At 36.0% G+C, this 1,065-nt stretch carries 1 protein-coding gene; it reads right to left on the bottom strand.

Features of this window, described 5'->3' with window-relative positions; genetic code table 11:
- Positions 1 to 1,014, bottom strand: a 1,014-nt coding sequence (locus AC1DSE_RS35715; protein ID WP_477529174.1) for a low temperature requirement protein A, incomplete at its 3' end; no start/stop codon positions are given.
- Between the last annotated feature and the right edge of the window lie 51 nt (positions 1,015 to 1,065).

Raw genomic sequence — 1,065 nt, forward strand, 5'->3', positions numbered from 1 at the left:
GATTATGTAATTGGGAAGTACAAGAAACAAATCCAATGTAAAAAAAGCGATCAGCAGCCCTAAGAAAAGCATTAAATGTGATATGCCCAATCTTTGATGTTCATGTCTATACTTATGGAAAACTAATGAGGTTGAAAAAAAGTAGAGCAATACAGATCCAAACATATAACCTAACATAAATAAATAATCTAATTGTTTCAAAAATAACAACTGAATCGAAGCTGCGATCATACACATCGATAAATAAATGAATAAATGCCCATAAATGATCGTTTGTCCTGCAGTCTCTATTGATTTGTTTACTTTCTTCTCGACGTTATCAAAATATTGCCACCACATAGCGATGATTAACACAAAAGTAATTAACGCAAATAAGATAGATTGCCACGTCCAGTTGCTGGACTGCAATACGGCTAGTATGCTGATTACGGATTCGCCAAGCAGAATAAGGGTAAACAAAGAGAACCGTTCTAATAAATGATGAGTATTTACCGGGCTTTTCACTAAATATTTTCGACCGATTAAAGGCAGCAATATGTCTACAGCTATTCCCGCATACAAAACGGCATAACGTATCCACGAGTCAAAAAATAATGATGATGCAGATATGACCAAACCAATCCAAAAGCGACTCCCTAAATACTGAGCAGTGATTTTTTTATGTGCTTCTTCTGTCTTATGTACCGCTAAATATTGAATGGCCGTCATAGCTCTTAAACCAATATAGCCTATTAAAAATGAAACATAATATTGATCAAAATCAACCGATAAGCTGGCGGTCATTATTAATACAAAAAATAATTGTAGAATCAGAAATATTCTGTGAGACAAGACATCTTGTCCGAAGCGATTTACAAAAAGCGACTGCCCCACCCAAGCCCACCAGATTGKAACAAAGATTAGAACAAATTTCCCTAAGTATTCTACTGGAATGGTGCCATTCTCGACATGCAGCAGCACATGAGCTGCTTTTGAAACTGCCGCTACAAAAAGCAAATCATAAAACAATTCCAGCCAGGTAACCTTCTTTTCAGCAGATCCTTCTTTCTGTTGTAATCCTAATAC

The sequence above is a fragment of the Paenibacillus sp. 01L418 genome, from assembly GCF_056400045.1.